Source organism: Neisseria sp. HMSC065C04, from assembly GCF_001815375.1.
In the GTDB taxonomy this organism is placed as follows: domain Bacteria; phylum Pseudomonadota; class Gammaproteobacteria; order Burkholderiales; family Neisseriaceae; genus Neisseria; species Neisseria flavescens_D.
The window spans coordinates 28,472-50,087 of record NZ_KV820408.1 but is presented as its reverse complement, the minus strand read 5'-3'; the positions used below and the strand labels follow the sequence as shown (position 1 = coordinate 50,087).

Annotated in this window: 19 protein-coding genes and 1 pseudogene; 8 read left to right on the top strand and 12 right to left on the bottom strand. The window is 51.8% G+C overall.

Going from position 1 to position 21,616, the window contains the following annotated elements; genetic code table 11:
• Window positions 1-43: 43 nt before the first annotated feature.
• From lpt3 to HMPREF3022_RS04830, 5 genes are all read right to left on the bottom strand, one after another.
• Entirely contained in the window at window positions 44-1,621 is a 1,578-nt protein-coding gene (gene lpt3 / locus HMPREF3022_RS04850) for a lipooligosaccharide phosphoethanolamine transferase (RefSeq protein ID WP_141756497.1), read from the bottom strand.
• A 137-nt stretch (window positions 1,622-1,758) separates the two neighbouring features.
• Entirely contained in the window at window positions 1,759-3,153 is a 1,395-nt protein-coding gene (gene hrpA, locus HMPREF3022_RS04845; protein WP_079454211.1) for an ATP-dependent RNA helicase HrpA, read from the bottom strand.
• Window positions 3,154-3,261: 108 nt separating this feature from the next.
• Window positions 3,262-3,648 carry a ribosome silencing factor gene (gene rsfS, locus HMPREF3022_RS04840; protein WP_002246503.1) on the bottom strand — a complete coding sequence of 129 codons (387 nt, stop codon included), beginning with the start codon at window positions 3,646-3,648 and terminating at the stop codon, window positions 3,262-3,264.
• A 58-nt stretch (window positions 3,649-3,706) separates the two neighbouring features.
• Entirely contained in the window at window positions 3,707-4,312 is a 606-nt protein-coding gene (gene nadD, locus HMPREF3022_RS04835) for a nicotinate-nucleotide adenylyltransferase (RefSeq protein ID WP_070765195.1), read from the bottom strand.
• A 17-nt stretch (window positions 4,313-4,329) separates the two neighbouring features.
• Window positions 4,330-4,914 carry a beta-class carbonic anhydrase gene (locus tag HMPREF3022_RS04830; protein ID WP_070765194.1) on the bottom strand — a complete coding sequence of 195 codons (585 nt, stop codon included), beginning with the start codon at window positions 4,912-4,914 and terminating at the stop codon, window positions 4,330-4,332.
• 123 nt (window positions 4,915-5,037) lie between these two features.
• On the opposite strand from HMPREF3022_RS04830, the gene HMPREF3022_RS04825 reads away from it, so the two are divergent.
• Together HMPREF3022_RS04825 and HMPREF3022_RS04820 are read left to right on the top strand one after the other, a co-directional pair.
• A complete protein-coding gene (locus tag HMPREF3022_RS04825) occupies window positions 5,038-5,928 on the top strand; it encodes an NUDIX hydrolase (protein ID WP_070765193.1) in 891 nt (296 codons plus the stop codon).
• Window positions 5,929-5,943: 15 nt separating this feature from the next.
• Window positions 5,944-6,885 carry an ABC transporter ATP-binding protein gene (locus tag HMPREF3022_RS04820; protein ID WP_070765192.1) on the top strand — a complete coding sequence of 314 codons (942 nt, stop codon included), beginning with the start codon at window positions 5,944-5,946 and terminating at the stop codon, window positions 6,883-6,885.
• A gap of 131 nt (window positions 6,886-7,016) precedes the next feature.
• On the opposite strand, the gene HMPREF3022_RS04815 is transcribed toward HMPREF3022_RS04820, so the two are convergent.
• The 6 genes and pseudogenes from HMPREF3022_RS04815 to HMPREF3022_RS04790 form a co-directional block, all read right to left on the bottom strand.
• A complete protein-coding gene (locus HMPREF3022_RS04815) occupies window positions 7,017-8,279 on the bottom strand; it encodes a phospholipase D-like domain-containing protein (protein ID WP_070765191.1) in 1,263 nt (420 codons plus the stop codon).
• An 83-nt stretch (window positions 8,280-8,362) separates the two neighbouring features.
• Window positions 8,363-11,193, bottom strand: a pseudogene (locus tag HMPREF3022_RS04810) (valine--tRNA ligase).
• Between the two features lie 96 nt (window positions 11,194-11,289).
• Window positions 11,290-12,099 (bottom strand): zinc transporter ZupT, encoded by an 810-nt coding sequence (zupT, locus tag HMPREF3022_RS04805; RefSeq protein ID WP_002224778.1) that lies wholly within the window; start codon window positions 12,097-12,099, stop codon window positions 11,290-11,292.
• 180 nt (window positions 12,100-12,279) lie between these two features.
• On the bottom strand, window positions 12,280-13,536 hold the full coding sequence (locus HMPREF3022_RS04800) for a D-amino acid dehydrogenase (RefSeq protein ID WP_049330761.1): 1,257 nt from the start codon (window positions 13,534-13,536) through the stop codon (window positions 12,280-12,282).
• An 83-nt stretch (window positions 13,537-13,619) separates the two neighbouring features.
• Window positions 13,620-15,011, bottom strand: a complete 1,392-nt coding sequence (locus HMPREF3022_RS04795) for an alanine/glycine:cation symporter family protein (protein WP_049330762.1) — start codon at window positions 15,009-15,011, stop codon at window positions 13,620-13,622.
• Between the two features lie 371 nt (window positions 15,012-15,382).
• Complete coding sequence (locus HMPREF3022_RS04790; protein ID WP_049330763.1) at window positions 15,383-16,240, bottom strand: ATP-grasp domain-containing protein; 858 nt, start codon at window positions 16,238-16,240, stop codon at window positions 15,383-15,385.
• A 125-nt stretch (window positions 16,241-16,365) separates the two neighbouring features.
• On the opposite strand from HMPREF3022_RS04790, the gene HMPREF3022_RS04785 reads away from it, so the two are divergent.
• From HMPREF3022_RS04785 to HMPREF3022_RS04765, 5 genes are all read left to right on the top strand, one after another.
• Entirely contained in the window at window positions 16,366-17,601 is a 1,236-nt protein-coding gene (locus tag HMPREF3022_RS04785) for an FAD-binding domain-containing protein (protein WP_065425640.1), read from the top strand.
• A 148-nt stretch (window positions 17,602-17,749) separates the two neighbouring features.
• A complete protein-coding gene (gene minC / locus HMPREF3022_RS04780) occupies window positions 17,750-18,469 on the top strand; it encodes a septum site-determining protein MinC (RefSeq protein WP_049330765.1) in 720 nt (239 codons plus the stop codon).
• A gap of 26 nt (window positions 18,470-18,495) precedes the next feature.
• Window positions 18,496-19,311 carry a septum site-determining protein MinD gene (gene minD / locus HMPREF3022_RS04775; RefSeq protein WP_049330767.1) on the top strand — a complete coding sequence of 272 codons (816 nt, stop codon included), beginning with the start codon at window positions 18,496-18,498 and terminating at the stop codon, window positions 19,309-19,311.
• A 3-nt stretch (window positions 19,312-19,314) separates the two neighbouring features.
• Window positions 19,315-19,578, top strand: a complete 264-nt coding sequence (gene minE, locus HMPREF3022_RS04770; protein WP_003680625.1) for a cell division topological specificity factor MinE — start codon at window positions 19,315-19,317, stop codon at window positions 19,576-19,578.
• Between the two features lie 3 nt (window positions 19,579-19,581).
• Window positions 19,582-20,502 carry a hydrogen peroxide-inducible genes activator gene (locus HMPREF3022_RS04765; protein WP_049330768.1) on the top strand — a complete coding sequence of 307 codons (921 nt, stop codon included), beginning with the start codon at window positions 19,582-19,584 and terminating at the stop codon, window positions 20,500-20,502.
• A 63-nt stretch (window positions 20,503-20,565) separates the two neighbouring features.
• Here HMPREF3022_RS04765 and HMPREF3022_RS04760 read toward each other — a convergent pair whose 3' ends face one another.
• Window positions 20,566-20,778 carry a glycine zipper 2TM domain-containing protein gene (locus tag HMPREF3022_RS04760; RefSeq protein ID WP_003684747.1) on the bottom strand — a complete coding sequence of 71 codons (213 nt, stop codon included), beginning with the start codon at window positions 20,776-20,778 and terminating at the stop codon, window positions 20,566-20,568.
• 254 nt (window positions 20,779-21,032) lie between these two features.
• Here HMPREF3022_RS04760 and HMPREF3022_RS04755 point away from each other — a divergent pair, with 254 nt between their 5' ends.
• On the top strand, window positions 21,033-21,482 hold the full coding sequence (locus tag HMPREF3022_RS04755; RefSeq protein ID WP_070624655.1) for a CopD family copper resistance protein: 450 nt from the start codon (window positions 21,033-21,035) through the stop codon (window positions 21,480-21,482).
• Window positions 21,483-21,616 lie beyond the last annotated feature (134 nt).

Sequence of the window (21,616 nt, the reverse complement as noted above, 5' to 3'; positions counted from 1 at the left end):
CCCCGACATCATCTAAATTTGTCTTTATTGGTTTTCACGCCGCTTATTGCGGATAAACATATTCCGCCTTGCCGTCGCGAATGTTCAAGCTGCCCGCATCGCCTGTAATCAGATTGCCCGTTACCGAGCCTTCGCGACAACCTGAAGCCGGCATATCGTAGCCCAGCGTGTGAATCAGGAACGTTGAAAGCTGCTGATGGAAGGCAATCTCACAAGGTGCAAAAGCCTGGTTGGCAGCCTGCTGCACGGCCTTATCCGGGCTGTACAACACCAGTGGCACGAGATAGCTGTCGGGCTGCACCGTGCCTTGATTGTAGGTATCTTTGCGCACATACTGGCCATGATCGGAGGTATAGGCAAACAGCCAGTTGCCGTCAGGCTGCTTTTGCAGCTGCTCGAATACGGTTTGAATCATTTGGTCGGTTTTGTGGATGGTGTTGTCGTACTTATCCACAATATTGGCTTCGCCGAATACTTTATCTTGAGGCTGCAACAATGCGCCGTATGGGACGTGCGAACCGCGTTGGTGCAACACAATAAAATGCTTGCCCTGCTGCAAATTGATTTTGTCGAACAGAGGTAGTAGTTTCTCATCGGGCATATTGTCGCCGTTGCCGTAGCCGAGTTGCATCGGCTGAATCAGATGGTCTATCCATTTCTTACCGATTAAGTTCAAAATCGCCATCTCGTTTTCCGCCTGCGCGCTGTAAAAATACGTTTCATAGCCCTGCTCTTTGGCGAGGCGGAACATATTGGTATCGCCGCTGCTGATTTGTTCATAGCCGTTGGCATGCGGTATGGCATTGAAAAAGCTGGGCAAGGACACAGCCGTCATCAAAGCGGCGGAATAGCTTTGTTTCACAATCGGCTTAAAGTCGGCTTGCGAAAGCTGGGTTAAAAACGGCGAAGTTTCGCGCCCATAACCAAACAGTTTCAAATGCGCCGCGCTTTCGCTTTCGCCCATAATCAGGATGATATTTTGAACACTGCCCTGCCCGATTTTGCTTGGCGCTGGCTGTTTGAACACAGGAACCTTGCTTAAATCAAACAACTGATACGGCAACACACGCCCGACAAAATAGCCGAAGCTAAAATAATTGGCTTTGATGCGGCTGTATGTCGGTTTGGGCGAAATACCGTGTTCCTGCGTCGTACTGAATGAACGTCCAAAAATCAGCAACATCGCTGCAATAAACAAAATATCGGCGGCGAAGTGCGTCTTACGGCGGAACTTGGCAAGGCTGCAAAACAGCACGACTTCCGCCACGCCCCACAACGCAGGCAGCCACAACTTATCCAACATCGACGCCCCCGCGCTGCCGACTTCAGTAATCTCTTTCAGCATCAGCCAATAATTTATGCCCGTCATCCAGCTTTGATAAACCGCGTAATGCACATTGTTGGCAATGATGCTGAGCGCAAAAAACACCGCAATCAACAAACGCGTCGCCTTATAACGCGCAAACAGATACAGCGCAGCAATCACAAATGTCAGCGCAAACGTTTCCGCCATTTTCGCAGCCGGCAGGGTTTCAATCCCGAATACAAAGCGATAGGCAATTTCGCTGGCAGTCAATAAAGACGAATACAGAACAAGCGTGAAGAAAGATTTTTTCATCATTAATATTTCACAATAAAAAATTTACCGATTGAGTTTTAAAACCCAATATTCCCTTTTTAATAGTTTTTAGCTTCTCAATGATTTAGGCCGTCTGAAAATGAAATATGGCCTGCCTTTTTATGAAGAAAGTTTTATTTTCAGACGGCCTCTACCGCACCCAACTCCAGCAATACCTGAAAACCGTCATTGATATACCTCGAATCGGGCATTTCTAAAAATGGGAATGCTGCTACGTCGCCCAAGTTCAGCGATGCCATGCGCAGGATGACGGCGGCGAGGTTGCTGCGGATGATTTCTGGGTCGGTGAATTCGGGGCGGCTGTTGAAATCTTCTTCTGAAAACAGTCGGATACATACACCTGCGGAGACGCGGCCGCAGCGGCCGGAGCGTTGGCGGGCGGCGGCTTGGGAGATTTTTTCGACATGAAGCTGCTCCACTTTCGCCCGTGCGGAATAGCGTTTGACGCGCGCGAGGCCGGTGTCGATGACGTATTTGATCCCCGGCACGGTGAGCGAGGTTTCGGCGACGTTGGTTGCTAACACGATGCGGCGTTTTGCGCCTGAGGGGTGGAAGATTTTGTGCTGTTCAGCGTGCGACAGGCGTGCGAATAGGGGCAGGATTTCGTCGTTTCGGCGCAGCGTGGATTTGCGCAGGGCTTCGGCGGTTTCGCGGATTTCGCGCTCGCCCGGCAGGAATACCAAAATATCGCCTTCGCCATATCGCGCCAATTCGTCCGCCGCATCGACAATCGCGTCGGTCAGCTCAACTTCTGCGTCGTCTTCGTCTTTGCTGGTCAGCGGTCGGTAGAGGATTTCGACGGGATACGTCCGTCCGCTCACTTCTAAAACGGGGGCGCCGTTGAAGTGTTGGGAGAAGCGTTCTGCGTCTATCGTTGCCGAGGTGATGATGACTTTCAAATCGGGGCGGCGCGGCAGCAGTTGTTTCAAATAGCCCAAAAGGAAGTCGATGTTCAGGCTGCGTTCGTGCGCTTCGTCAATGATAATCGTGTCGTAGGCGGCGAGATAACGGTCGGTCTGGGTTTCTGCCAACAAGATGCCGTCGGTCATCAGCTTGACGCAGGCATCGCGCGAGGTGTGATCGGTAAAGCGCACTTTATAGCCGACCGCGTTGCCGATTTCGGATTTCAGCTCTTCGGCAATCCGCTCTGCTACGGAGCGCGCAGCCAAACGGCGCGGCTGGGTATGCCCGATCAAGCCTGCCGCCCCACGCCCGAGTTCCAAACAAATCTTGGGCAGCTGCGTGGTTTTGCCCGAACCGGTTTCGCCGCAAATAATCGTTACCTGATTTTCGGCAATGGCTTTTTTGATTTCGTCGAGTTTTTCGTGAACGGGCAGCGTGTTGTCGAATTCGGGCTTGGGCAGTTTGGACAGGCGTTGCAGATAGAGGTCGTGCGATTTTTTGTATTTTTCCTCAACCTTGGCCAAGCCACCGTATTTATTGGGGTTTTTAAAGGCAGATCGCAGAAAATGGCGGTCTTTGGAGAGGGTTTGGGCGAAATCGGGTTGCGGCATGATGGTGCAATAAATTGAATAATGTGAAAAGAATGGAATTATAGCAAAAGGCCGTCTGAAACTTGCTTGCTTTCAAGTTTCAGACGGCCTTTGTATGGATAAACCGTTTTAGTCGGCGGCGTGCCAAGGTTTTTGCATACCGGCATGGAAACTCGGTTTTTCTCCGCCCCACAAGGTGTCGATGTCGTAGAAGTCGCGCACGGCAGGGAGCATAACGTGGACAACGAGGTCGCCTGCGTCGACGAGCGTCCATTCGCCACTGTCGCCTTCGGTGCTGAGGATTTCAAAACCTGCTTCTTTCAAGTCGACGGCAACGTTGTTGGCCAATGCTTTAACTTGGCGTGTGCTGTCGCCGCTGGCGATAATCATGCGGGCGAACAGGGAGGTTTTGTCTTGGGTTTCCAAAACGGAGATGTCTTTGGCTTTGATGTCTTCGAGGGCGTTTACGGCCACTTCGACCATTTTTTGCAGGTCTTGCAATTCTTGTTCGTTCATTGTTTTCCTAGTTGAAATGTTTTCAGACGGCATTATAGCTTATCTGCCTGAATAAACGCTATTTTTCATAGAGTTTGTGTTGGCGGATGTATTGGGCGACGAGTTGTGGCAGGCCGTCTGAATGGTGCGTTTTGGCGAGATTGGCACGGATTTGGGTGGAGCTGGTGTTGTGCAGCGGCGCGTTGAGTATGCGGACGCTGCCGTTTTGCAGGGCTTCGCCGAGCCATGCGTGCAATTCGCGCGGGGTTTTGTTGAGGTTGTCGCCTTGGCGCATGGCGATGGCGATATGGGTCTGGCGCACGAGGGTTTGCCATTTTTTCCATGTGTGCAGCTGCATCAGGCTGTCGCTGCCCATCAGCCACCACAGTTGCGCGCCGGGAAACTGCTGGCGGAAGATTTGGACGGTGTCAAACGTATAGGTCGCGCCGTCGCGGACGATGTCGCAGTCGCTGGCGGCGAATTTCGGCTCGTCGGCGATGGCGAGTTCGACCATATTGAGGCGCTCTTGTGCCGGCGTGCGCGTGCTGTCTTTGTGGTACGGGTCGCCTGCCGGCAGGAAGACGACGAGGTCCAAACCGATTTCGTCGGCAAAGGCGCGGGCGATGTGGAGGTGGCCGTTGTGGATGGGGTCAAACGTGCCGCCGAATAATCCGATGTTTTTCATTTTGGGTAGTGTCTGCGTTAGATGTTTTGGCCGTCTGAAGCAGGCAGGCTGCCGTCAACAATCAGGTTGAGCTTGCCTGTGGTCGGGTGGATGACCAGGCCGTGGATGGCGATGTTGTTGGGCATCAGCGGATGTTTGCGAATCAGCTCGACGGTATGGCGCACGCTGTCTTCGACATTGTCAAAACCAGTCAGCCAGCCGTCCAAATCGATACCGGCATTGCGCAAGGTTTCGATACGGTCGTCAGGGATATTGCTGTCGTGTACGCGTTGGAGAAACTCTTCTGCGTGTAGTCCGCGCATACCGCAGTCGTGGTGGGCAATGACCATGATTTCTTTGACTTTGAGTTCAAATACGGCCACCAACAAACTGCGCATCACCGAACCCCAAGGGTGGGTCACCAGCGCACCGGCGTTTTTGATGAGCTTGGCATCGCCGTTTTTCAAGCCTAAAGCATTGGGCAACAATTCAATAATGCGTGCGTCCATGCAGGAAAGAATGGCCAGCTCTCGGCCGGGGTATTTGTTGGTGAAATATTTTTCGTACTCGCCCGATTCAACGAAATGTTGGTTGTAGGAAAGGATATCGGTCAATTCACTCATGATGATGTGCTCGTTTCGGATGGTTTACTCTATTATAGCGGTTTTCAAGGGGTATGGTTGTTTTGCAAATTCGCCGTAAACGGCTAAAATCGATGTATCTTTAGTTCTTTTGGAGGATGCGCCATGTCTCAGTCTTTCCGTTTTGAACAGGTATTCACACCCGATGTCCACGACGCATTGTGGGATTGGGCGCAAACAAGCTATGGCGCATCCGACGATTGGTGCATTCTGTATCTCAACGGCCTGCCTTTAGGCCGTCTGAACCCGTTATGGCGCGAACGCCTCGGGCAAGATTGGACAGGCAGGCAGTCAACCCTTTCAGACGGCCTGAATTTGGAAACAGACAGCTGGGCTCAGATGGGCGACAGTTTGCAAACGCTGGCGCAACAATGGCGCGAGTGCGGTTGGCTCAAAGGTTGGCGCGGTGAGAAATTCGACATCTGCGACCAATCGGGCAAGCCTTTATGCGCACTCGAACGCGCCGCCTTCCGTCCGTTCGGCCTGATGAGCCAGGCAGTGCATTTGAACGGATTGATCGAAACAGAAGATGGTTTACGCTTTTGGATAGGCCGCCGCAGTCCGCACAAAGCCGTTGATCCAAACAAACTCGACAACCTGACCGGCGGCGGCATCAGCAGCGGCGAGAGGCCGTCTGAAGCCGTCTGCCGCGAAGGTGAAGAAGAAGCAGGCATTCCCGCTTCGTTAACACCCCATATCCGACCGACCGCCCAAATATATAGTTTGCGCCCGGTTAATCGCGGTGTCCACAACGAAATCCTGTATATCTTTGACATCGTCCTGCCCGAAGGCTTCCAACCCGCCAACCAAGACGGCGAAGTCGCCGGTTTTGAACTGATGGACATCCCCACCCTGCTTGATGCCATGTTGGGCAGACACATGATGCACGATGCCCAGCTGGTCACGATCGAAGCCTGCCGGCGATACGGCCTGATCGACCCCAAACATCCGCTGTCCGCATGGCTCGACAGCATCCGTTGCCGACCCCATTTTTAAAGGCCATCTGAAACCATGTTGCAACTCAAAAACATCAACAAACGCTTCGGCAGCAAAACCGTTGCCCAAGACATCAACCTAAACGTCGAAGCAGGCGAAATCCTCGCCGTACTCGGCCGCTCAGGCTGCGGCAAATCCACCCTGCTCAAAACCATCGTCGGCCTGGTGCGTCCCGACAGCGGCGAAGTTTGGCTCAACGGCGACAACATCACCGACATGCCGTCTGAAAAACGCAATATCTCGCTGATGTTTCAAGACTACGCCCTTTTGCCGCATTTAACCGCCCTCGACAACGTCGGCTTCGGCCTTAAAATGCGCCGTCTGCCCAAAGCCGAAATCGAAGAACAATCCATGCAGGCCTTGCGCGACATCGGTTTGGAACACGAAGCGCAACGCAAACCCGAAAGCCTCTCCGGCGGCGAACAGCAACGCCTCGCCCTCGCACGCGCCCTCATCACGCGCCCGTCGCTGTTGCTCTTGGACGAAGCCTTCTCCAGCCTCGACACCCACCTGCGCCACCACCTGCGCACCCTGACTGCCGAACGTATTCGCAATCAAAACATCCCCGCCATCCTCGTGACCCACTCCGCCGAGGAAGCCTGCACCATGGCCGACACCATCGCCATCATGCACGAAGGCCGCATTCTCCAACACGGCACGCCGGAAACCCTTATCCGCCGCCCCGTCAACGCCCAAGCCGCCCTGCTGCTCGGTTTGGCCAACACCAGCGACACCCGCTACATTCCCCAACACGCCATCCGATTCGACCCAAATGGCACAGCCGTCCGCATCAGCAAAGCCGTCCCCCTCGCCGAAGGCACACGCCTCACCCTCACCCATCCGCAATACGGCGATTTGATTTGGTATCCCCACGCCGACCACGATACGGACAAACCGCAAACCGGACAGGAAATCCGCATCAGTGTGGATGAAAGTCAGATCGTTTGGTTTGATTGAATTTGATGGATTGAGAAAAAGGCCGTCTGAAAGAGCAGTTTCAGACGGCCTTTTGGTAGCTTGGGTTGAAAACCCAATACAAAACAGATTATTTAATGGTTTTGTTGGGTCTTGACCTAACCTACGCTTGCTTACTCTTCTATCCAATCATTGATTAAATCAGGATTTTTTTCTTCAATAGCCTGATTTATCCGCTTCATTGCTTCTTTTTTTCTAATTGCAGCCTGAGATGATTCAACCAAAATATCATAAAGGTCTTTAATTTCTGATTTACATGAGAAATCATAAGGCAAATCAAAAATTTCAAATTTATTGAGGAAACGACGCAATTTATGTCCGTCGTTTTCATCCAAATCTTTCCTTAATTTCGCCAGCCTGTCTCCAAAAACCATTGAAGCTTTTTTACTGGTTGGCTTGATAATTCCCTGTTCCAGCAGTAATTGGTATTGCTCAAAAATTTCATGTTCTTTGCGAGCAAGCTGCATACGAACAGAATCTTCAAGCCACTGGTAAAATTTATTTAAATCTGCATTGTTCTTAGTAACTTGAATCATACTTTTGGGCACCCAATGTCCGAGATATGTTTCGATTCCTTTTCGTCGTAAATTTTTTAATTCTTCAGCTTCTGCGCTATCTACGAAACTATCAAATTGAAGAAATTGTTTGCTGATTGTCTCTGCATCAATGTCAAACCCCATGCTTTTTAATTGCTCTGAGCCAATTTCCCGCCTTCCTTGCTCTGTTAATTCATAGCGGATAGCAAAATATTGCTGCAAGGTTTGCTGCCATTTATGAACAAATCTCCCTTGTGAAACAAGGGAGTATTGAAAAGTATAAGAATCTAACTTGTAAGCAGAAAAATCTTGAAGTAAGCAAACGGGAAGCTCTTGTAGGCTCTCAATAAAATTGTAAATATCGTTCAAGTTGCTACTGAGCATACCAGTCTCGTGATTGCCTCCTTTGTTTGCAAACAAACCGGCAGAGGTGAAATTGCTTGAACCGACAAAAAGAGCACCATTCGGTTCATCAAAGTTGTCAATAAGTGCTAATGCCTTTGTATGGAACAAGTTTTCAGACTCTACAACATGAAAAGACACTTGCTCATCCCCAAACAGTCTTGCCAATGGCTTAAGCAGTTTGGTTTCAATAATAGGCGTGGATAGTTTTACTACTTGTCGGGCATCAATATAAAAACTCACTTCGTAAATTTTTATATCGTTCATCAACTCCTTAACAAATTCCACTAGTTTGCTGAGCCCTTTTTCATCAGGCAGATAACAGCTTGCAATGTACAAGCCGTATTTCTTGCGTTTGTCGATTACTTCATTTAATCGGTTGATTAAAGAACTGGATTTTCCTTTTTTCTGGTTAAAGAAAACTTGTGTTTCAAACATTTTTGACTCTCCCGCAGGGTTAAAATAAGGCAGCCTGAAACCTATTCCACAATTTTCAGGCTGCCTTTTACAACCAAACAATACTACCCTTTCAACTTCGCCAACTGAGTTTGCACTTTCGCCATTTTGTCTTCCAATTCCGCCAAATCGGCTTTGTCTTTTTCCACCAAATGCGCCGGGGCTTTTTCGGTATAACCGGGTTTGGAGAGTTTGGCGTTGAGTTTGTCCAAGGCTTTTTGCAGCTTCTCGGCTTCTTTGCTCAAACGGGCGGTTTCGGCGGCTTTGTCGATTTCGACTTTCAACATCAGGCGTGCGCCGTTGCAGACGGCGACAGGTGCGTCTTCCGCTTCGGGCAGGTTGTCCACCAGCTTGGCTTCGGTCAGTCGGGTCAGCGACGGCAGGTATTTGAGCAGGCCTTCAAGTTCTGCGCTGCCTTCGACAAAGAGCGGCGCTTTGACGTTTGGCGCGATACCCATTTCGCCGCGCAGTTTGCGCACTTCTTCCACCAAGTCTTTCAATGCGGCCATTTTGTCGAAGGCCGTCTGAACGATTTTTTCTTTATCGGCTTGCGGATAGGCGGCCAACATGATGCTGTCGGCGGTTTTGGCATTCGCCAGAGGCGCAACCACCTGCCACAGCTCTTCGGTAATGAACGGCATGATTGGGTGCAGCAGGCGCAGGATGGTTTCGAGTACGCGCACGAGGGTGCGGCGTGTGGTGCGCTGGGTTGTCGGGCAGCCGGTTTGGATTTGCACTTTTGCCAGCTCGATGTACCAGTCGCAATATTCGTTCCACACAAATTCGTACAGCGTTTGCGCGGCAAGGTCGAAGCGGTAGGTTTCAAAGGCTTCGGCAACGGCGGCTTCGGCTTGTTGCAGTTTGCCGATAATCCATTGGTCGGCGAAGGTAAACGCCAACGGCTGCATTTCGTCTTGACCGCAGTCTTTGTCTTCGGTGTTCATCAACACGAAGTTGGTGGCGTTCCACAATTTATTGCAGAAATTGCGGTAGCCTTCGGCGCGTTTAAAGTCGAAGTTGACGCTGCGGCCGAGGCTGGCGTAGCTCGCCATGGTGAAGCGCAATGCGTCCGCGCCCATGCTCGGAATGCCTTCGGGGAAGAGTTTTTTGGTTGCTTCTTCCACTTTCGGCGCAGTTTCGGGTTTGCGCAGGCCGGTGGTACGTTTCACCAGCAGTTTTTCCAAGTCGATGCCGTCAATCAAATCCACAGGGTCGATGACGTTGCCTTCGGATTTGGACATTTTTTGCCTTCGTGGTCGCGCACGATGCCGTGGATGTACACGTCTTTAAACGGTACTTTGCCGGTGAAGTGGGTGGTCATCATAATCATGCGCGCCACCCAGAAGAAGATGATTTCGTAGCCGGTAACCAAGACGTTGGACGGCAGGAAGGCTTTGAGTTCGTCGGTTTCAGACGGCCAGCCGAGCGTGGAGAACGGCACGAGGGCGGAGGAGAACCATGTATCCAATACGTCTTCTTCGCGAGTCAAGCCTGTTTTGCCGGCTTGTTTTTCGGCTTCTTCCTGATTGCGGGCAACATACACATTGCCTTCGTTGTCGTACCATGCAGGGATTTGATGGCCCCACCACAGTTGGCGCGAGATACACCAGTCTTGGATGTTGTTCATCCATTGGTTGTAGGTGTTGACCCAGTTTTCAGGGATAAAGCGCACTGCGCCGCTGTCGACGGCTTTTTTGGCTTTGTCGGCGAGGCTCAAGCCTTTGAATTCGCTGTCAGGCTCGCCGCCGTTTGGCGTGGCGGACATGGCGACAAACCATTGGCTGGTCAGCATCGGCTCAATCACTGAGCCGGTACGGTCGCCTTTCGGCGTCATCAGCGTGTGCGGTTTGATTTCGACCAAGAAGCCTTGTTCCTGCAAATCGGCAACCATTTGTTTGCGCGCGGCAAAGCGGTCTAAGCCTGCGTATTTTTCAGGCAGGGCAAAGCCTTGTTGCGCTTCGCCTTTGAAGTTGAACACTTCGGCGTTTGCCAGCACTTTGGCTTCCAAATCGAACACATTAATCAGGCGCGTGTCGTGGCGTTTGCCGACTTCGTAGTCGTTGAAGTCGTGCGCAGGCGTGATTTTCACGCAGCCGGTGCCAAAATCTTTTTCAACGTATTCGTCGGCAATCACGGGGATAGTGCGGCCGGTCAGCGGCAGGATCAATTCTTTGCCGATCAAATGGGTATAACGTTCGTCCTCGGGATTGACGGCAACGGCAACGTCGCCCAGCAGCGTTTCGGGACGGGTGGTTGCCACGATAACGGCTTCGGCGGGATTATCCGCCAGCGGATAGCGGATGTGCCACATAGAGCCTTGTTCTTCCACGCTTTCCACTTCCAAATCAGACACTGCCGTGCCAAGCACCGGATCCCAGTTCACCAAGCGTTTGCCGCGGTAAATCAAGCCTTGCTCAAACAGGCGCACGAACACTTCGGTCACGGTTTCGGCACGCACGTCGTCCATCGTGAAATATTCGCGCGTCCAGTCGGCAGAGCAGCCCACGCGGCGCATTTGCTGGGTAATCGTACCGCCGGAAACTTCTTTCCATTCCCACACTTTTTCCAAGAATTTTTTGCGACCCAAGTCATGACGGGACACGTTTTGCGCGGCAAGCTGACGCTCGACCACGATTTGCGTGGCGATGCCCGCGTGGTCGGTGCCGGGAATCCAGGCGGTGTTACAGCCTTTCATACGGTAGTAGCGGGTCAGACCGTCCATGATGGTTTGGTTGAAGGCATGACCCATGTGCAGCGTGCCGGTTACGTTGGGCGGCGGCAGTTGGATGGAGAAAGACGGTTTCGTCAAATCCATATCAGGCTGGAAATAACCCTGCTTTTCCCAGTTTTGATAATGTTTGGATTCGATTTCGGCTGGATTGTATTTGTCTAACATGATGGAACTTTGTGAAATTAAGGTTATTTTTGATGTGCGGATTATAACGCAAAAAGGCCGTCTGAATCATTTCAGACGGCCTTCGGCATACGGGTTTTAAAAATGGAACAATACTAGGCTGACAGCAATCACCGCCATACCCGTTGTCAGGCCGTAAACGGTTTCATGGCCGTCTGAATAGCGTTTGGCGGCCGGCAGCAACTCGTCCAACGCCAAAAACACCATCACGCCGGCTATCACGCCGAATACCGAACCAAACACGGCAGGCGATAAAAACGGCTGCAAAACCAAATAGCCCAAAGCCGCCCCCAAAGGCTCGGCCAAGCCGGATAACAGACACGCCCATACCGTTTTCTTACGGCTTCGGGTGGCAAAATAAACCGGCGCGGCAATGGAAATGCCCTCCGGAATATTATGGATGGCAATTGCCAAGGCCAAAGGCATCCCGACCGCCGGATTTTCCAAGGTGGCAAAAAACGTCGCCAAGCCTTCGGGGAAATTGTGTGCCGTAATCGCAAACGCCGCCATCATGCCGACTCGCGCGATATGGCGGCGTTTGCTTTCTTGAAACGACGGGTCTTGCGCGTCTAAGGTTTCATGCGGGTTCGGCACCAGGCGGTCAATCAGTGCGATGCCGCCCATACCGGCCAAAAATGCCATGGTCGCCGCCGCAAACGCGTGGTCTTTATCATAAATTTCAGCAAACGCCTCACTGGATTTACTGAAAATCTCCGTCAGGGAAACATACACCATCGCACCACCGGCAAATGCCAAACCAAACGACAACACGCGCGGATTAGGCGTTTTGGAAAACATCACCAAGCCGCTGCCTAATACGGTAAACAAACCGGCAGCCAGCGTGATGGAAAAGGCAACGGCCAAATTGGACATCGAAAAATCGGGCATGAGAAAACCTGCGCTAAAAGCTGGGACAGGTTCAGACTAACACTTTTTAATGATTATGATAATAGTTATTATTTATTTTATTGATTGGATACCCGGATTTTGAAACAAAAGGCCGTCTGAAAAATGGTTTTCAGACGGCCCTTAAGTTTGAAATGTCGCTAAACCTTATCGCTTTCCAGCTTAAGCCTGATAGCGTGACAGGCTCAAGTCGTCGCTGCGGATTTCGGTGTCTTTGCCGCTCACGATATCGGCAGTTAATTTTGCCGAGCCCAGCGACATGGTCCAGCCCAAAGTACCGTGGCCGGTATTCAGGAACAGGTTTTCAAAGCGGGTGCGCCCGATTAACGGCGTGCTGTCGGGCGTCATCGGTCTGAGGCCGCTCCAGAACAATGCCTGGCTCAAATCGCCGCCTTCTGGGAACAAATCGTTGACGACCAAAGCCAAGGTTTCGCGGCGTTTTTCGGGCAGTTTGATTTCGTAGCCCGACAATTCCGCCATGCCGCCGACGCGGATTCTGTTGTCAAAGCGCGTGATGGCAACTTTGTAACTTTCATCTAAAACGGTGGAAACCGGCGCGCCGTCTGAATTTGTGACCGGCAGGGTCAAGGAATAGCCTTTGACGGGATAAATGGGCAGGTTGAGATCCAACTGCGCCAAAACCGTCCTGCTGAAGCAGCCGAGCGCGCAGACAACGGCATCTGCTTCAAACCGCCCTGTTTCGGTTTCAATGGCTTTGATGCGCAAACCATTGTGGTCGATGCGGCTGATGTTTTGGTTGAAGTGGAACTGTACGCCCTTTTCCTGACACAATTTGTATAGGTTTTCAGTGAAGAGGTGGCAGTCGCCGGTCGCGTCTGCAGGCAGGTGCAGACCGCCGGTAATTTTGGTGGTAACGCGTGCCAGCGCAGGCTCAAATTCTGCGCATTCTTCAGGTTTCAGACGGCGGTACGGCACGCCGTAGCGTTCCAAAACGGCAATGTCTTGTTCTGCCGCTTCAACTTCTTTGGCTTGGCGGAAAATCTGCAACGTCCCTTTTTTGCGCCCTTCAAAATTCATGCCGGTTTGCGCTTCAAAACGGCGGAACATTTCACGGCTGTATTCGGAAATCCTGACCATGCGCTCTTTATTGATTTGATAGCGCGCTGCCGTGCAGTTTTGCAACATTTGCCACAGCCATTCGATTTGATACAGGCTGCCGTCAGGGCGAAACAGCAAAGGCGGATGGCTTTTAAACAGCCATTTCAGTGCTTTGGTCGGGATACCGGGTGCCGCCCAAGGCGTGGTATAGCCGTAGGAAAGCTGGCCTGCATTGGCAAAACTGGTTTCCATCGCTACGCCCTCGGCGCGGTCGATGACTGTTACTTCATGTCCTGCCTCTGCCAGATACCACGCGGAAGATACGCCGGCAACGCCAGCACCTAAAACAAGCACTTTCATTTTTCTCCTCCTCTGACTTTTTTCCAAACAGACTTAATATACATCGGGCCGTCTGAATATTCATATTCAGACGGCCTTGGATATTAATGCGGCAATTCGCCGTTTTTGATTTTTTGTTTGAAGTCGCGCGTTTCATTGACGATGACTTTCGCCATCAACAGAAGCGCAATCAGGTTGGGCAATGCCATCAAGCCGTTGAATGTGTCCGAAGCCAGCCACACCAAATCAAGGCTCAACACGGTTCCCAGCATAACTGAAGAAACATAACCCACGCGGTACAAACCGGCAAACTTCTCGCCGAAGACGTAAACCGCGCATTTCTCGCCGTAATAACACCAGCCGAGAATGGTTGAGTAGGCAAAGAAAATCAGGCCGATGGTGACAATCCAGCCGCCGATACCGGGCAGCATTTTTTGGAAAGTGACGGTTGTCAGCGCCGCGCCGCTCAATTCAGGTTTCACAAATTCGCCGCCTGCGCCGAGCAGACCCATAACCAACACGATACCGGTAATCGAGCAGACAACGATGGTGTCCAAAAAAGTACCGGTCATGGAAACCAAAGCCTGACGGACGGGGTGGTCGGTTTTCGCGGCGGCGGCGGCAATCGGCGCAGAACCCATACCTGCCTCGTTGGAGAACACACCGCGCGCCACGCCGTAGCGGATGACCGTACCAATAGCGCCGCCGGCCACAGCTTGCGCGCTAAACGCATCAGAGAAAATCAGTTTGACGGCAGGCATCAATGCGTCAGAATTCACGACAATAATGGAAATACCGCCCACTACATAAAACACTGCCATGGCAGGTACGATAAAGGACGCGGCTTTGGCAATACCCTTAATGCCGCCCAAAAGCACAATGGCCGTTAATACAGTCAATATCACGCCGGTGTAGGCAGGTTCGACACCGAAGCTGGTTTGTACTGCCTGCGCAACCGAGTTGGACTGCACCGAGCTGCCGATACCGAAGGAAGCGAATGTGCCGAACAGCGCAAACGCAACGGCCATCCATTTCCAGTTTTTGCCCAAGCCTTTTTCGATGTAATACATCGGGCCGCCGGACATTTCGCCTTTGGAATTGGTGACGCGGTATTTCACCGCCAACACGCCCTCGCCGTATTTGGTGGCCATGCCGAAAATGGCGGTCATCCACATCCAAAATACTGCGCCCGGACCGCCGGTTACCACCGCAGTCGCCACACCGGCGATGTTGCCCGTACCGATGGTGGCGGACAGCGCGGTCATCAACGCCGCAAAATGGGAAATATCGCCTTCGTGGTCTTCGCCGTTTTCATGCTTCTTTGACGGCACAAACGCCTGTTTCAGCGCATAACCCAACATGGTGAACTGCAAGCCTTTCAGCAAAACGGTCAGCAAAATGCCCGTACCGACCAGCAGCATCAACATAATAGGTCCCCAGACCCAGCCGCTGATGGTTTCGAAAAAGGCTTTAAGATTGTCTAAAAACAATTGCATGGCTTTCTCCTTTGTCTGTTTTATTTTTTTATGCACTACTTTTTGTAGTGTCATGTAATTTCAGCACAGAATATTCAATAAGACAATATCTTTCTTTTTAAAAAGATTTTTGAGGTTTTACCCTAAAAAGATATCTATTTAGACCGGTCAGATTGTTTACAATCCGCTAAAAATAAAGGCTGCGGCCGAGATAAAATGCCAAATGAAAGTTAATCAACCATCAATTAAGACTGCAACAATTAAAATGACACAATCGACAAATGGCACATTATTGAAAAATACAAACGCGCAAATCTTGTTTTAAAAAAGCTTCAGGCCGTCTGAAAGATGGTTTTCAGACGGCCTGAGGCTTTTTAATTATATTGATAAAATCAGGTTGATGAATGTTGCCCAAGCAACTGCGCCAACAGTCGGGCAAAACGTTCCGGCGCGCCTTCGCTGGTGTGCAAATACAGGGCGGGCTCGATGAGTTCCAACTCATTGAGCAGGAATGTGTCGCCGACCAATGTGCCGTCCACGCGGGCGTAAACCGGCATTTGCGGCAAGGCAGCCAGTACGTCTTGCGCGGCACGGACGGCAAACTCGGGCGGCTCAATACCGAACACCGACACGCCATAGGCCGAGTTGGCGCGCCATTCGCCTTGTGGCGGCTGACGGCGCACGGCATGGCTGAATACGCCGTTGAAAAACACCAGCGAGGTTTCACCCGCCGTTTCGATTTCGCGGATATAAGGTTGAACAATCATACCTTGCGGATAATCCGCCATATCCACGTCCAATGCGTCCGCACAAACTTTAACCACGTCTTTGCCGCTCTGCCCGAATGCCGGCTTGATGACCGCTTCCGTCCAACCTTGTTGGTTCAGGATGTCCGCCAATTCGGTTTTTTGCGACGGAACAAACACGCTGGGAATCACTTGCGCGCCGCGCGCCGCCAAATCGCACAAATAAGTCTTTTCCATATTCCAAGCCATCAATTCGGGCGGATTGATAAAACGCTGCCCCGCCTGCCCGGCATGCTCCAGCCATTGGCGGAAAGCTTCGGGTTCGGCGGCATAATCCCATGCGCACAAAGGCAGTAAAAACGGTGCGGACGGATGGTTTTGCCACGCATCAAATACGGTTTTCACGCCCATGCTTTCCAAGCATGCCGCCAATGTTTTCAGGTTGTCCGATGGTTCGGGATAGGTTTGGCAGGTAATGAGTGCCAAAACGGTTTGCTCGGTCATGGTTGCATCTCGTTGCTAAAACCAAAATTATATAGCGAAATCAAACCAAAAGATTTTTCAGACGGCCTGATACATGAGGCCGATTCTGATAAAATGGTTTTCCCCTTTTCCGTCGGAACATGCTCATGAAATCTGCCCACGTCCTTGTCTGGTTCCGCCGCAACCTCCGCCTGCACGACAATGCCGCGCTTAATGCCGCCGTTGCAAGCGGTTTGCCCATCGCCTGCGTCTGGGTCAGCCAAAGGCCGTCTGAAAACCACAATCCGCGTCAAAGCCTGTTCCATTATCAAGCCGCACAAGAGCTGCATACCCGTCTGGCGGCGCACCATATTCCTTTATATGTTGTCGCCTCCGACGAAGACCTCCTCCCCTTGGCTGCTGCGCTCAATGCCTATACCGTCATCACAGACGAAGCCTACACCGAAGCCGAAATCCGCCAAGACAACCACCTCTGGCACAATTTCGACCGAGCAGGCATTGCGCTGCAACATGCCAACGACCGCGGCATTTTGGCCAAATCCCCCCTCATGGATGCCAACGGCCTGCCCCACACCGATTTTGCCGCCTATAAACAAGCATGGTTGCAGGCTTATTCAGGACAAAGGCCGTCTGAAACCGAATTGCCTGTTCAAACCGAACAAAACGTTCCACTGTTTCCAGCCCATACCGGCACGGTATTGCCTGCCTATCAGCAGGGCGGCGAAACCGCAGCCTTAACGCAATGGCACGCGTTCAAACAGAATTTGGTTCACTATCCGATTACCCAAAACTTTCCGGCACGAAAAAACACCAGCCTCCTCAATGCCTATCTGTCCGCAGGCTGCATTTCCCCACGCCTGCTGGCTGCCGAAGGATTGGCAAACCGACATTTCGAGTGGCTGGACAAACTCATTTTCCGCGACTACTGCTACCAGCTCGCCTACCACCGCCGCCTGCCCGAAACAACCGATGCCGCTCCGGTACGCGAATACTGGCGACTCGGCCAAACCGGCGTGCCCATCATCGACGCCTCCATCCGCGGCCTCGAAGCCACCGGCCACTTACATCCCGTTCTCCAGCAGCTGTGCGCCCACTATTTCTGCCATGCCCTCAACTTCGACCCCAACCAAGGCATCGCGTGGACAGCCTCCGTCCAAACCGGCACCGACCCCGCGCTCAACCAAGCCAACTGGCACCTTGCCGCCCAAGACACGACCACCGTCCGCTATGCCCACCGTTCGCACCAAATCGACCCCGACGGCAGCTACATCCGCAGTTACCTCCCCGAATTAGCTCACCTGCCCTCCACCCTCATCCACACACCGTGGGCTGCCGCCGACGACATCGACACACACGGCTACCCCTTTCCCAAGGCCGTCTGAAACCTGCGTTCACACCAAAAAACCACACTAAAATACAGCTGAAAAACGTTCAAACAAAATATTTTGGTTTCAGACGGCCAAACAGATTGAATAGCCAAGATTTACACGGTAAACTTACGTCATTAAAAAATTTTATTATTTCATTACAATGAAACCCGCATTCGACATAAAAACGTCACGTTTGGACGTCTTATCCATCCATCTGCACACCGCAGATCTAGCCGAATTGGAAGAATTCCTACGCCAACTGGCAGGCCAATCCCAAGACGAATTCGTTCCCTTCATTTTAGACGTACAAGATTTCGACCACCCCGAATCCATCGATTTGGGCGGCATGATTTCCCTGTTTGCCCGTTACGGCATGCAAATTTTAGGGCTGCACCACACCAGCGACACATGGGCGGCAGCGGCGGCGCGTTACCACTTGGTCTTCAAACAAGGCAACTCCACCCAGGCAGCCGACACACAAGCAGCACCTACTCCTCGCCAAGCACCGCAGCCGCAAGACGTACAAGCCACCGTTATCAACAATCCGACCGTATTGGTCAGCACGCCCGTGCGTACCGGCCAGCAGGTTTACGCTGAAAACGGCGACCTCATCGTTACTGGCATCGTCAGCCAAGGTGCGGAACTTATCGCCGACGGCAACATCCATATTTACGCCCCCATGCGCGGCAGAGCGTTGGCCGGCGCAAAAGGCAATACCAACGCGCGCATCTTTATTCATTCCATGCAGGCCGAATTAGTCTCCGTTGCCGGTATCTACCGCAACTTCGAGCAAGACCTGCCCGAGCATCTGCACAAAAAACCCGTACAAGTATCATTGCAAGACAACCGACTGGTTATCAGCGCAATCGACGCCGAATAAACATCAGTACTTAAAAAGGAAATATCGTGTCCAAAATCATCGTAGTAACTTCAGGTAAAGGCGGCGTAGGCAAGACCACTACCAGCGCCAGCATCGCAACCGGCCTGGCCCTGCGCGGCCACAAAACCGCCGTGATCGACTTCGACGTCGGTTTGCGCAACCTCGACCTGATTATGGGTTGCGAACGCCGCGTCGTGTATGACCTCATCAACGTCATCCAAGGCGAAGCCACACTCAACCAAGCCCTGATTAAAGACAAAAACTGCGAAAACCTCTACATCCTGCCTGCATCGCAAACCCGCGATAAAGACGCACTGACCCGCGAAGGCGTGGACAACGTGATGAAAGAGCTGGCCAGCGAAAAAATGGGCTTCGAATTCATTATCTGCGATTCCCCTGCCGGTATCGAACAAGGTGCACTGATGGCACTCTACTTTGCCGACGAAGCCATCATTACCACCAATCCGGAAGTATCCAGCGTCCGCGACTCCGACCGCATCTTGGGCATTTTGCAAAGCAAATCCCGCAAAGCAGAACAAGGCAGCACTGTTAAAGAGCACCTGCTGATTACCCGCTACTCCCCTGAGCGCGTGGCTAAAGGCGAAATGCTGTCTGTACAAGATATCTGCGACATCTTGCGTATTCCGTTGATCGGTGTGATTCCTGAATCACAAAACGTCCTGCAAGCTTCCAACGCCGGCGAACCTGTCATCCACCAAGACAATGCCGCAGCGGCAGAAGCCTACAAAGACGTTATCGCCCGCCTCTTGGGTGAAAACCGCGAAATGCGTTTCCTCGAAGCTGAGAAGAAAAGCTTCTTAAAACGACTGTTCGGAGGTTAATACATGTCACTGCTCGATATGCTGTTCGGCAGAAAGCCGAAAACCGCCACCGTCGCGCGCGACCGCCTGCAAATCATCATCGCGCAAGAACGCGCACAAGAAGGCCAAGCTCCGGACTATCTGCCGACCCTGCGTAAAGAGTTGTTGGAAGTCCTGTCCAAATACGTCAACGTATCATTGGACGACATCCGCATCTCCCAAGAGAAACAAGACGGCTTGGACGTTCTTGAGCTGAACATCACCCTGCCGGAACAAAAAAAGGCTTAACACATGACCTTGACCGAATTGCGTTACATCGTAGCCGTCGCACAAGAACGTCACTTCGGACGTGCCGCACGACGCTGCTTTGTCAGCCAGCCCACCCTCTCCATCGCCATCAAAAAGCTGGAGGAAGAGCTGTCGGTATCCCTGTTCGACCGTAGCAGCAACGACATCATCACGACCGAAGCGGGCGAGCGCATTGTCGCCCAAGCCCGCCGGGTTTTGGAAGAAGCAGAACTCATCAAGCACCTTGCCAATGAAGAGCAAAACGAATTGGAAGGCGCGTTCAAACTCGGCCTGATTTTCACCGTTGCTCCCTACCTTCTGCCCAAGCTCATTACCGCGCTGCGTGAAACCGCGCCGAAAATGCCACTGATGCTGGAAGAGAACTATACCCACATCCTGACCGAGTCGCTCAAACGTGGCGATGTCGATGCAATCGTCGTTGCCGAGCCGTTCCAAGAGCCGGGCATCGTGACCGAGCCTCTGTATGACGAACCTTTCTTCGTCATTGTTCCCAAAGGCCATCACTTTGAAGAACTCGATGCCGTTACGCCTCAGCTTTTAGGCGAAGAACAAGTGTTGCTGCTGTCCGAAGGCAACTGTATGCGCGACCAAGTGTTGGCGAGCTGTTCCGAATTGGCTTCCAAACAAAAAATCCAAGGTTTGACCAATACCCTGCAAGGCAGCTCCATCAATACCATCCGCCACATGGTTGCCAGCGGCCTGGCCATCAGCGTCATGCCGGCTACCGCATTGACCGAAAACGACCACATGCTTTTCAGCATTATCCCGTTTGAAGGTACTGCACCGCACCGCCGTGTCGTTTTGGCCTATCGTCGCAACTTTGTCCGTCCCAAAGCACTGACTGCTTTGCGTACTGCCATTTTGCAATCGCAACTGACCGGTGTAACCTTCGTCAACGAATAAACCGTAAAACAAAAGGCCGTCTGAATGTTCAGACGGCCTTTTTATTTTTAACCGAATAAAGGATTAGTAGCGAGTATGAACCTGACTGCCGATAACACCACCCAAAGCCGCACCACCCAAGGTAGAGCCAGTATCGCCACCAATCAAGTTACCTGCCACACCACCCAATACCGCACCAGCAGCAGTGTTGCGTTGGGTTTGAGTCATATTGGCACATGCACCCAAAGAAGCGGCCAGCATGATCAAGGTCACAGTTTTTGCAAAAGTTTTCTTCATGGTTTGATTCTCCATCAGGGATTAAGCTTTATATGGAGCAGTATGGCACAACCTTTCATTAATATATTTTCTGATAAGTAAAGACAGATTAAACTAAGATAACGCCCTTGATGAACGGTTAACCTCAAAAACAAACGGCAATTCCAATAGAATATTTATAAAATTTAATATATTTAGCATAAAATTGCGCATGCATCAACCGCATTCGGTAGTGATACAATGACGACTTGTCTGAATTACCGGAAACACCCGTCATGAGTATCTACGCACTGGCACACATCATCCACGTTTATTGCGCGATTGCCTTTGTCGGCGGCGTATTTTTCGAAATGCTGGTCCTCTCCGTTTTACACACCGGCCGCGTTTCACGCGAATCGCGCCGCGAAGTCGAACATGCCATGTCCTATCGTGCCGTCCGCGTAATGCCGCCTGTCGTCATTACCCTGTTCATCAGCGGCATCGTGATGGTGTACAACCGCTACCTGCCGATACTGCACCACCCATTCGACAGCTCTTTCGGCATCATGCTGAGCATCAAAATCCTGTTGGCAATAAGCGTTTTGGTACATTTTGCCATCGCCGTCGTCAAAATGGCACGGCACACCCTCACCGTCGGCTGGTCGAAATACATACACGCCGTTGTATTCAGCCATATGCTGTTTATCGTCTTTTTTGCCAAAGCAATGTTCTACCTGTCTTGGTAAACCTTACCCATACCCCACACACAAGGATTGTTTATGACCCAATACCCGTCCGTCGGCTCGCCGATGTTTTACGGCATCTTCTTTATTGCCGTCTTAATCATGATCGCCATCGATATGGTATCGCTGAAAAAAAA

What these genes read in the sequence shown, in the direction of transcription:
- HMPREF3022_RS04830 (WP_070765194.1), bottom strand. Translation starts at nt 4,914, where the DNA reads ATGAGTGAATTGACCGATATCCTTTCCTACAACCAACATTTCGTTGAA.
- HMPREF3022_RS04800 (WP_049330761.1), bottom strand. Translation starts at nt 13,536, where the DNA reads ATGAAAGTGCTTGTTTTAGGTGCTGGCGTTGCCGGCGTATCTTCCGCG.
- minE (WP_003680625.1), top strand. Translation starts at nt 19,315, where the DNA reads ATGTCACTGCTCGATATGCTGTTCGGCAGAAAGCCGAAAACCGCCACC.
- HMPREF3022_RS04760 (WP_003684747.1), bottom strand. Translation starts at nt 20,778, where the DNA reads ATGAAGAAAACTTTTGCAAAAACTGTGACCTTGATCATGCTGGCCGCT.
- HMPREF3022_RS04765 (WP_049330768.1), top strand. Translation starts at nt 19,582, where the DNA reads ATGACCTTGACCGAATTGCGTTACATCGTAGCCGTCGCACAAGAACGT.
- minC (WP_049330765.1), top strand. Translation starts at nt 17,750, where the DNA reads ATGAAACCCGCATTCGACATAAAAACGTCACGTTTGGACGTCTTATCC.
- HMPREF3022_RS04795 (WP_049330762.1), bottom strand. Translation starts at nt 15,011, where the DNA reads ATGCAATTGTTTTTAGACAATCTTAAAGCCTTTTTCGAAACCATCAGC.
- rsfS (WP_002246503.1), bottom strand. Translation starts at nt 3,648, where the DNA reads ATGAACGAACAAGAATTGCAAGACCTGCAAAAAATGGTCGAAGTGGCC.
- zupT (WP_002224778.1), bottom strand. Translation starts at nt 12,099, where the DNA reads ATGCCCGATTTTTCGATGTCCAATTTGGCCGTTGCCTTTTCCATCACG.
- HMPREF3022_RS04785 (WP_065425640.1), top strand. Translation starts at nt 16,366, where the DNA reads ATGAAATCTGCCCACGTCCTTGTCTGGTTCCGCCGCAACCTCCGCCTG.
- lpt3 (WP_141756497.1), bottom strand. Translation starts at nt 1,621, where the DNA reads ATGATGAAAAAATCTTTCTTCACGCTTGTTCTGTATTCGTCTTTATTG.
- nadD (WP_070765195.1), bottom strand. Translation starts at nt 4,312, where the DNA reads ATGAAAAACATCGGATTATTCGGCGGCACGTTTGACCCCATCCACAAC.
- HMPREF3022_RS04755 (WP_070624655.1), top strand. Translation starts at nt 21,033, where the DNA reads ATGAGTATCTACGCACTGGCACACATCATCCACGTTTATTGCGCGATT.
- HMPREF3022_RS04790 (WP_049330763.1), bottom strand. Translation starts at nt 16,240, where the DNA reads ATGACCGAGCAAACCGTTTTGGCACTCATTACCTGCCAAACCTATCCC.
- HMPREF3022_RS04825 (WP_070765193.1), top strand. Translation starts at nt 5,038, where the DNA reads ATGTCTCAGTCTTTCCGTTTTGAACAGGTATTCACACCCGATGTCCAC.
- HMPREF3022_RS04815 (WP_070765191.1), bottom strand. Translation starts at nt 8,279, where the DNA reads ATGTTTGAAACACAAGTTTTCTTTAACCAGAAAAAAGGAAAATCCAGT.
- hrpA (WP_079454211.1), bottom strand. Translation starts at nt 3,153, where the DNA reads ATGCCGCAACCCGATTTCGCCCAAACCCTCTCCAAAGACCGCCATTTT.
- HMPREF3022_RS04820 (WP_070765192.1), top strand. Translation starts at nt 5,944, where the DNA reads ATGTTGCAACTCAAAAACATCAACAAACGCTTCGGCAGCAAAACCGTT.